8 protein-coding genes and 3 pseudogenes are annotated in these 8788 nt (G+C 68.0%); 5 read left to right on the top strand and 6 right to left on the bottom strand.

From position 1 onward, the window contains the following. A pseudogene (locus QWZ14_RS10825) lies at positions 1–166 on the top strand (IS630 family transposase); the annotation flags it as partial. A 25-nt stretch (positions 167–191) separates the two neighbouring features. Here the strand turns inward: QWZ14_RS10825 and QWZ14_RS10820 are convergent. The 5 genes and pseudogenes from QWZ14_RS10820 to QWZ14_RS10800 all read right to left on the bottom strand — a co-directional run. Further along, positions 192–290, bottom strand: a pseudogene (locus QWZ14_RS10820) (IS5/IS1182 family transposase); the annotation flags it as partial. 302 nt (positions 291–592) lie between these two features. Continuing rightward, on the bottom strand, positions 593–1450 hold the full coding sequence (locus QWZ14_RS10815; protein WP_290316667.1) for an IS5 family transposase: 858 nt from the start codon (positions 1448–1450) through the stop codon (positions 593–595). A gap of 38 nt (positions 1451–1488) precedes the next feature. Further along, complete coding sequence (locus QWZ14_RS10810; protein WP_290316666.1) at positions 1489–1800, bottom strand: DUF2312 domain-containing protein; 312 nt, start codon at positions 1798–1800, stop codon at positions 1489–1491. A gap of 160 nt (positions 1801–1960) precedes the next feature. Then, positions 1961–2164: pseudogene (locus QWZ14_RS10805) on the bottom strand (GapR family DNA-binding domain-containing protein); the annotation flags it as partial. A gap of 69 nt (positions 2165–2233) precedes the next feature. After that, entirely contained in the window at positions 2234–2548 is a 315-nt protein-coding gene (locus tag QWZ14_RS10800) for a DUF1244 domain-containing protein (RefSeq protein ID WP_290316665.1), read from the bottom strand. Between the two features lie 88 nt (positions 2549–2636). On the opposite strand from QWZ14_RS10800, the gene QWZ14_RS10795 reads away from it, so the two are divergent. Both QWZ14_RS10795 and QWZ14_RS10790 read left to right on the top strand, forming a co-directional pair. Further along, positions 2637–3926 carry a glycerate kinase type-2 family protein gene (locus tag QWZ14_RS10795; protein ID WP_290316664.1) on the top strand — a complete coding sequence of 430 codons (1290 nt, stop codon included), beginning with the start codon at positions 2637–2639 and terminating at the stop codon, positions 3924–3926. A 64-nt stretch (positions 3927–3990) separates the two neighbouring features. Next, positions 3991–4530: a hypothetical protein gene (locus tag QWZ14_RS10790; protein WP_290316663.1), complete on the top strand. Its 540-nt coding sequence runs from the start codon at positions 3991–3993 to the stop codon at positions 4528–4530. A gap of 34 nt (positions 4531–4564) precedes the next feature. Here QWZ14_RS10790 and QWZ14_RS10785 read toward each other — a convergent pair whose 3' ends face one another. Next, the gene (locus QWZ14_RS10785; protein ID WP_290316662.1) at positions 4565–5548 is read right to left on the bottom strand and encodes a calcium-binding protein; all 984 of its coding nucleotides are present in this window, start codon (positions 5546–5548) and stop codon (positions 4565–4567) included. Positions 5549–5923: 375 nt separating this feature from the next. Here QWZ14_RS10785 and pyk point away from each other — a divergent pair, with 375 nt between their 5' ends. Continuing rightward, positions 5924–7357: a pyruvate kinase gene (pyk, locus tag QWZ14_RS10780; protein ID WP_290316668.1), complete on the top strand. Its 1434-nt coding sequence runs from the start codon at positions 5924–5926 to the stop codon at positions 7355–7357. A 36-nt stretch (positions 7358–7393) separates the two neighbouring features. Next, on the top strand, positions 7394–8788 hold a 1395-nt coding region (locus QWZ14_RS10775), incomplete at its 3' end, for a dihydroxyacetone kinase family protein (RefSeq protein ID WP_290316661.1).

Genomic DNA, 8788 nt, shown 5'->3' with positions numbered 1-8788 from the left:
GTTGAACCCGGTCGAGAACACCTGGCAGTTCATGCGGGATAATTGCCTCTCGAACCGCGTCTTCCGCTGCTACGACGATCACTGCTGCCACGCCGGGAACCGGCTCGTCGAGCAGCCCTGGACCATCATGTCCATCGGACTGCGCGATTGGGCCCATCGGTTCTGATCAGCGGGATTTGGTATAAGAGCACCTAACAGAACCGCCTGATTTGCTTGAGGCAGGTGATAGCGGCGGCGAGTGTGGTGAAGGCGAGATGGATGTCGGCGCGGCGTTCGTAGCGGACCACGAGTCAGTGCGCTGCTGGTCCAGATTTCAGCGAGATCGAGGCTGCCTTGGTCCGAACATTAGTGCAAACCTACTTGCTGACGAGAGTCCTGATACTCGCAAATGCGACAAAATCAGCGCAGTCGTCGGTTGTGGCCCGCTTTGAATCAAGAAAATCAGCACAGTCGCCAGTTGTGGTCGCCAGCCTTGGCCGGCTTGATGCGACAAAATCAGCGTAATCGTCACTTGGCCCGTGCGGCTAGCACCCTGCAGGGGCGCTGTTGCGTAAATCAGGCTGAGGGCGCGCTTTTTCCTTTGCCGCTTTGGTCAGGCACAAGCGACGGTGTCGGGCATACCGAGGGCGTTGAAGGTGTTGAGGATGGCGCAGCGGATTTGCACCTCCGCGACCTGACGGGCCGGATCACGGGCTGACAGCCGCTCGCCCAGGCGCTTGAGACGGGACATCATCGCTGTCTTGGCCAGGCTGCGCCGGTGATAGCCGCTCCAGCGCTTCCAGAGGCGGCGTCCGAGGTGCTTGATGGCACGCAGGCTCTCGTTGCGCTCCACCGCTCCGGTGGCATGCACCTTCCACGGCTTGCCGTTGCGCCTCGGTGGCACGACCAGGGCGGCCCCGCGGGTGGCGGAGGCCTTATAGACCCCGCGGGTGTCGTCGGCCCCATCACCGCTGATGACGCCGATCTGCTCCTCTGGGTGTAGCTGCGCCAGCAGACCCGGCACGATTTCGCCATCGCCGTGCCGGTGGTCGGTCATCTCGACGGCTCGCACCTCGTGGCTGTCGGCATCGATCACGAGGTGCAGCGGCCCGCCGCAGGCGAAGTAGGGAATGGCGACCTTGAGGCTCTGCTGACGCCGCGAGAGCGTGCTGGTGTGCGGCACCGGCCAGTCCAGCCCGGCCAACCGGATCAGGCTCTCCGCCATGCCTTGAGCTGCCGGCAGGGGCAGCTGGTACAGCACCTTCAGCGTCAGCACGCACTGGATAGCCGCATCCGAGAAGACCGGCGGCCGGCCACGCTTTCCCGTACCCTCGGCAGCGTGCCAGGCGATATCCGGCGAAATCCAGACCGTCAGGTCTCCGCGCATGATCAGCACCCGGTCGTACTCACGCCAGTTCCGCGTCCGGTAGCGTGCCTTTGGGCGGCCGCCCTGGGTCGGTGCTTCGCTCATGCAGGATTACCAGCAAGATTTATGCGACAACGCCGAATTCACATACCAAGCGCACGCCTATAAAGATCAAGTAGCGTTTCCTGTTCCTCGATTTCTGCGGGTTCTTTTTTGCGCAATCTAAGGACCTGTTTCACCACGGCGATATCAAAGCCAGCATTTTTTGCCTCGGCGAAAATATCTTTAATATCACTACCCAGCGCTTTGCGTTCCTCCTCAAGTCGTTCGACGCGCTCAATAATGCTGCGAAGCCGATCGACGGCAATTCCGCCGACCTCGGGATCTGGATCATTCGTCTGCCTGGCTCGGCTCGCGGCGGCCTGGTCTTCAGTATCAAATGGCACGTCAGACATGAGCGTCCTAGGAGTTAGGGAGGTGCGGGTCGCGGGATGGGAGAAGAACCACGAAATGTATTATCGGACCATTCTACTGGTCGAAGATACAAGGCCGGATACACAGAAATACGTCAAACCATTGAATCTACATACACACTACAGGTCTAGGGGGGTATTTAAAGCCGGCCGACTTGGCCTCGCCGTAGATGTCCTTGATGTCGTTGGCGAGGGCCTTGCGCTCCTCCTCCAGCCGCTCGATTCGCTCGATGATGGAGCGCAGCCGGTCCACCGCGATGCCGCCGACCTCGGGGTCGGGGTCGGCTTCCTGGCGTGCGCGGCTGGCCCGGGCTTCGTCGAACGGGGCGTCTTCGATGTCACTCATGCTGCACTGCTCCGGTGGGTCGCGCGGGCGGCGTGCCTAGCCTGCCGGGGCCCCGGCAGCAACGGTCACCTAGCCGTGAACGGGATTGGCGGCGGCGAATTTCGCCTTCTGTTCCCCCGAAGCCTCGGTCTGGTGCTGCGCCTGCCACTCCTTGTAGGGCATGCCGTAGATGATCTCCCGCGCCTCGGGGTCGGAGAGCGGGAGGCCCTTCTGCTCGGCCTCGGCGCGGTACCACTTCGACAGGCAGTTCCGGCAGAAGCCGGCCAGGTTCATCAGGTCGATGTTCTGCACGTCGGTCCGTTCGCGGAGGTGCGCGACCAGGCGGCGGAAGGCGGCGGCCTCCAACTCAGTGCGGGTGGCGGGGTCGATCTCGGGGACGGGCATGGCGGGTCTCCTCGCGGGGTTGCCCCCTAGATGGTCCATCGGGGGCGGCTTCGCCATACTCCGCGGGAGAAAGGCGGGGGGCTGGGCCATGGCATGGGATGACGCGACGGCGCGGGCGGGCCTGCGCCGGCTGTTCGAGGCGGGGCTGGCGGCGGCGGATCCGCTGACGGTGCTGGCCGGGCACCTGCCGGAGCCACCGAAGGGCCGGGCTATCGTCATCGGCGTCGGCAAGGCGGCGGCCAAGATGGCGCTGGCGGTGGAGCGGGCCTGGCCGGCGGTGCCGCTCAGCGGGATGGTCATCACCACGCATGGGGCGGATGTCCCGGACCCGCCGCCGGGGCGGCGGATCGCGGTGCGATTCGGCAGCCATCCGGTGCCGGATGCGGCCGGGGCGGCGGCGGCGGCGGAGATGCTGGGGCTGCTGCGCGGGCTGGGGCCGCAGGATCTGGTGCTGTTCCTGGTCTCGGGCGGGGGGTCCTCGCTGTCGACGCTGCCGGCGGCGGGGCTCGGCCTCGACGACCTCATGGCGGTGAACCGGGCGCTGCTGAACTCTGGCGCGCCGATCCAGGAGATGAACTGCATCAGGAAGCACCTGAGCGGCTTCTCCGGCGGGCGCGTCGCGGTCGCCGCGCATCCGGCCCGGGTGGTGACCCTGGCGATCTCGGACGTGCCGGGGGACGACCCGGCGGTGATCGCCTCCGGCCCCACCGTGCCGGACCCGACGACCTTCGCCGAGGCGCGGGCGCTGGTCGCGCATTACCGGATGGACCTGCCGCCGGCGGTGGTGTGGCACCTGGCCGAAGCAGCCGAGGAGAGCCCCAAGCCGGGCGATGCGCGGCTGGGCGCCCTCGACCTCCGGATGATCGCCACGCCGATGCTGGCGCTCCGGGCCATGGCGGCGGAGGCGGCGGCGCTGGGCCTCGCGCCGCTGATCCTCGGCGATGCGCTGGAGGGCGAGGCGGCGGTGCTGGGCAAGGTGCTGGCCGGGATCGCCCGCAGCAGCGCGGCGCATGGGCTGCCGGTGGCGCCGCCCTGCGTGCTGCTCTCGGGCGGGGAGACCACGGTGACGCTGGCGGGCGAGGGCGGCCGCGGCGGGCGGAGCATGGAGGGGCTGCTCGGCCTGGCCCTGGCCTTGGAGGGCCGCCCTGGGGTCTGGGCGCTGATGGCGGATACCGACGGGATCGACGGCAAGTCGGATGCCGCCGGGGCGATCGCCGGGCCGGAGACCCTGGCGCGGGCGCGGGCCCTGGGCCTCGACCCGCGGGCGATGCTGGCGGGGCACGACAGCTACGGGGTGTTTGCCGTGCTGGGGGATCTGGTGGTGACGGGGCCGACGCTGACCAATGTGAATGATGTTCGGGTGGTGCTGGTGGGGTGAGGTTTACGGTTTCGTAGCGGGTTGGCGGGCAGGGTGGTGGGTGGAGGTTTCGGGGAGGCCCGCCATGACTGTGAATTCATCGACGATGGCCGGGGCGCAGGTGGCGCTGTCGATCCTGACGTGGGGCGGGGGTGGCGGGAATGCCAAGGTGGTGGCGCCGGTGGCGAAGGCGGAGAGCCCGGCGGTGATCATCGATCCGCGGATCGAGGCGTTGGTGGGGAAACAGGCGGAAGCGGCGAGCGGTGAGGGTGGAGGGGAGGGGGATACGGTCGCGGTACGGCGCGAGCAGTTTTGGTGGATGCAGGAGATGGTGCAAAACGCAGAGAGGGATGCCGTAAATAGTCAGCAGACCATTGAAACATCAAAAACCATAGTCAAAATCTATGAAGAGACGGGCAAGCTCTATCAGCCGGCAAATGGCGGGCTTGCTGAATATATCCCCAAGGAAGGTTGGAAGCCTGGCCAGATCGAAGAGATAATTAATGGAACAAGAAAAAGCATAGGCTATGGTGAAAAAGCCATGCCCAGCGTAATCGAGGGTGTCAAAAATATGCGAGCCAACTACGAAAGCATCATAGCGGGCACCTATGTGCCGAATATGTAGCTGGGTGACTTCCAACACCCAGCTATACGGTAATTTAAAGTATGAAATCTGCCGCAAGCAAACTGTAGCTTCCAACCAACCTCACATAAACCTCGGCGGTGCCCCCATCGCCGATATCCGCTTCGACAAAGGTATCCGTCCCACTGGTGAACCAGCGCAGCTCGGCTATTCCCCCGCCAGTAAAGGCCGTGCCGTTCACGGATAAAAAATCAAACACTTGGTCGCCAGCCAGAACGGTGTTGGTATCGATGGCAGATACATTGATTTGATCGAATTCCCCCTGGCTAAAGTCCATGATGACATCTGTCGCCGCGGCCGTGCTGTAGTTCAGAATGAAGGTGAAGTAGTCTTTTCCTGCCTCCCCGTACAACGTATCAACATCGATACCTCCGATTATCGTATCCGTCCCCGCCCCGCCGTGCAGTGTATCCATCCCCGCATCGCCGCGCAGGTAATCATTGCCCGTGCCAAGGGTCGCGCTCTGGTCGCCATAGATCAGGTCATTGCCATCGCTGCCGGTCAGGTAGTCGTTGCCGTCATCGCCCTGCAGCCGGTCATTGCCTGCATCGCCCACCATGAAGTCGTCATCGGCCCCGCCATAGAGGTAATCGGCTTCCGTCCCGCCAGAGAGCGTATCCATCCCTGCCCCGCCGTAGAGGTAGTCCGTCTGGCTGCCGCCGGTCAGGTAGTCGATGCCGGCGCCACCATCCAGCGTGTTATAGCCGGAGGCACCGTCCAGCGTATCGGCACCGTCGCCGCCGCTGAGGCTGTCATCGTCGGTCTCGCCGTATAGGCGGTCGTCGCCATCACCGCCATACAAGGTGTCATAGCCCGAACTGCCATAGACGGTGTCGTTGCCAGTATCGCCGGACAACATATCGCTGCCGATTCCGCCATCGATGGTGTCGTTGCCGCCGGCACCGTTAAGCGTGTCATTGCCGCCATTGCCCGAGATGGTGTCGGCACTGCTGGTACCTGTGTAACTATCGCCATTTGTCGTGCCGTTATAGATCGCCATCGTCATGCCTCCGCAGGTTGGACGCCAAAGCCTGGATCATGACGAAATGAAATCGAAACGATTTTCGCTGTCTGGTCCTGCTTACAATTCGCCGAATATATTAAGCTGAAAATGGATCTTGTCTGTGAGCTTAATTTCCGTAAGCTCCTCCCCATGCGCGACCAAAGCCTCGAAGACATCCTCGCCCGCCGCGGTGCCGTCACCCGGATCGCCACCGGCCTCGGCATCTCGCCCGCCGCCGTCTCCCAGTGGCAGCGCATCCCGGCCGAGCGGGTGGGCGAACTCGCCCGCCTGCTCGACCTGCCGCCGCACCGGCTGCGGCCGGACCTCCACCCACCGCCCGCCATTTCGCCCCTGGAAGGGACCCCACACCGCATGGCCACCCGCATCCCGCTGCGCCGCCGCCGCCGGACCAAGATCATCGCGACCCTCGGCCCGGCCAGCTCGACGCCCGAGGTGATCGAGCGGCTGTACCGCGCCGGCGCCGATGTCTTCCGGCTGAATTTCAGCCATGGCAGCCATGCCGACCATGCCGAGCGCATCGCCATCATCCGGGCGCTGGAGGCGAAGGTGGGCCGCCCGATCGGCATCTTGGCCGACGTGCAGGGGCCGAAGCTGCGGGTCGGGCGGTTCCAGGGCGGCCGGGTGCAGCTCCAGACCGGGCAGCCCTTCCGCCTCGACCTCAGCCCCAATCCCGGCGACGTCCGCCGGGTGCAGCTGCCGCATCCCGAGATCATCGCCGCGGCGCAGATCGGCACGTCATTGCTGCTCGATGACGGCAAGCTGCGGCTGCGGGTGACGCATGTCCGCAGCGACCACCTCGAGACCGAGATCATGGTCGGCGGGCCGCTGTCCGACCGCAAGGGCGTCAACGTCCCCGACGTGGCGCTGCCGATCCCGGCGCTGACCGCGAAGGACCGCGAGGACCTCGACTTCGTGCTGCCGCTCGGGATCGAGTACATCGGCCTCAGCTTCGTCCAGCGGCCCGAGGACGTGGCCGAGTGCCAGGCGATCTGCGCCGGTCGCGCCCTGGTCATGGTGAAGATGGAGAAGCCGCAGGCGGTCGAGAACCTCGACAGCATCATCGCCCTGGCCGACTGCGTCATGGTGGCGCGCGGCGACCTCGGCGTGGAGCTGCCGGCCGAGGAGGTGCCGCTGGTGCAGAAGAAGATCGTCCGCGCCGCGCGGGCCGCCGGCAAGCCGGTGGTTGTCGCGACGCAGATGCTGGAGAGCATGATCTCCGCCCCGGCGCCGACCCGGGCCGAGGCCTCGGACGTGGCCACCGCAGTCTTCGACGGCGCCGACGCGGTCATGCTCTCGGCCGAAACGGCGGCCGGGCAGTATCCCTTCGAGGCGGTGAACATCATGGACCGCATCGTGGCGCGGGTGGAGCAGGACCCCGGCTGGCGCCAGCTCACCGACAACTCCCGCCCCGAGCCGGAGCCGAACAGCGCCGGCGCCATCGCCGCCGCGGCGCGGCAGGTGGCCCATACCATCCAGGCGCAGGTGATCGCGACCTTCACCAGCACCGGCTCCACCACCCTTCGGGTCGCGCGCGAGCGGCCGGACTGTCCGATCCTCGGCCTGACCGCGAGCATCGCGACGGCGCGGCGGATGGCGGTGGTCTGGGGGGTGCACCCGCTGCTCTCGCAGGAGCCGCATTCGATGACCGACATGGTGGCCAAGGCGCTGCGGGCCTCCCAGGCGGAGGGCTTCGCGGTGGCGGGGCAGGAGGTGGTGGTGACCGCGGGCGTGCCCTTCGGCACGGCGGGCACCACAAACGCGCTGCGGGTTGCTAGCGTGAAGTAGCGGCGCCCTCATGGCCGCCGCGGCGGAGGGACGGCCATGAAGAAGCTGGTGAACGACCCGCGCGAGGTGGTGCGGGAAATGCTGGAGGGGCTCTGCGACCTCCACCCCGGCCTGGCGCTGCTGGCGGACGAGGATGTCGTCGTCCGCGCCGGGCTGCCGGCGCCGGCGGCGCGGCCGGTCGCGGTGCTCTCGGGCGGCGGGGCGGGGCACGAGCCGGCGCACGCGGGCTATGTCGGGCCTGGGCTGCTGGCGGGCGCCATCGCCGGGGACGTCTTCACCTCGCCCAGCGTCGACGCGGTGCTGGCCGGCATCCGCGCCGCTGCCGGACCGGCGGGCGCCGTGCTGGTGGTGAAGAACTACACCGGGGACCGGCTGAACTTCGGCCTGGCGGCGGAGCTGGCGCGGGCCGAGGGCATCCCCTGCGAGGTGATCGTCGTCGCCGACGACGTGGCGCTGCGCGACACCGTCCCGCCCGAGCGCCGGCGCGGCATCGCCGGGACGGTGCTGATCCACAAGCTGGCCGGGGCCGCGGCGGCGGCGGGGCAGGACCTCGCCGCGGTGGCGGCGGTGGCGCGGGCCGCCGCGGCGGAGCTCGGCAGCATGGGCGTGGCGCTCGGCGCCTGCACCGTGCCGGCGGCGGGGCGGCCGGGCTTCGTGCTCGGCGATGCCGAGATCGAGCTGGGCCTCGGCATCCACGGCGAGCAGGGGGTGGAGCGCGCCATGCTGGCGCCGGCCGATGCGCTGGTCGAGCGGATCATGGCGGTCATCATCGAGGACCGCGGGCTGCGCCGCGGCGACCCGGTGGCGCTGCTGGTGAACGGGCTCGGCGGCACGCCGCCGATGGAGCTGGCGATCATCGCCCGCCGCGCCATCGCCCTGCTGCGGGAGCGGGGCATGGTGGTGGAGCGGGCCTGGGCCGGGGAATTCCTGACCGCCCTCGAGATGCCGGGCTGTTCGCTCTCGGTGCTGCGGCTGGACGCTGCCCGGCTGGCGCTGCTGGATGCGCCGGGTGCGGCGCCGGCCTGGCCGGGCCCCGGGCGGATCGCCCCCCGGGCGGTGGTGCCGGCGCCGCCGCGGGCCGCGGCGGCGCCGGTCGGGGCGGCGGATCCGACGCTGCGGGCGGCGGTGATGGCGGTGGCGGCGGCTTTGGAAGCGGCCGAGATCCGCCTGACCGAGCTGGATTCGGCGGCTGGCGACGGCGACCTCGGCCTCAGCATGTTGCGCGGCGCGGCGGCGCTGCGGGCGCTGCCCGACGCGGCCTGGACCGATCCGCCCACCGCCCTGGCGGCGATGGGGGAGGCGCTGCGCCGGGCCATCGCCGGCAGCTCCGGCCCCTTCTACGCGACCGCGCTGCTGCGGGCGGCGCGCGGCCTGCCGGCGGCGCCCGGCGCGGCGGAATGGGCGGCGGCCTTCTCGGCCGGCGTCGCCGCC

Source organism: Paeniroseomonas aquatica (assembly GCF_030409335.1).
GTDB lineage: Bacteria > Pseudomonadota > Alphaproteobacteria > Acetobacterales > Acetobacteraceae > Belnapia > Belnapia aquatica.
The sequence above is the reverse complement of the archived record's forward strand: the minus strand, read 5'-3'. Positions and strand labels throughout refer to the sequence as shown.

Excerpts from the sequence above, each read along its gene's own strand:
- QWZ14_RS10790 (WP_290316663.1), top strand. The coding sequence starts at position 3,991 with ATGACTGTGAATTCATCGACGATGGCCGGGGCGCAGGTGGCGCTGTCG.
- QWZ14_RS10795 (WP_290316664.1), top strand. The coding sequence starts at position 2,637 with ATGGCATGGGATGACGCGACGGCGCGGGCGGGCCTGCGCCGGCTGTTC.
- QWZ14_RS10800 (WP_290316665.1), bottom strand. The coding sequence starts at position 2,548 with ATGCCCGTCCCCGAGATCGACCCCGCCACCCGCACTGAGTTGGAGGCC.
- QWZ14_RS10810 (WP_290316666.1), bottom strand. The coding sequence starts at position 1,800 with ATGTCTGACGTGCCATTTGATACTGAAGACCAGGCCGCCGCGAGCCGA.
- QWZ14_RS10785 (WP_290316662.1), bottom strand. The coding sequence starts at position 5,548 with ATGGCGATCTATAACGGCACGACAAATGGCGATAGTTACACAGGTACC.
- QWZ14_RS10815 (WP_290316667.1), bottom strand. The coding sequence starts at position 1,450 with ATGAGCGAAGCACCGACCCAGGGCGGCCGCCCAAAGGCACGCTACCGG.
- pyk (WP_290316668.1), top strand. The coding sequence starts at position 5,924 with ATGGCCACCCGCATCCCGCTGCGCCGCCGCCGCCGGACCAAGATCATC.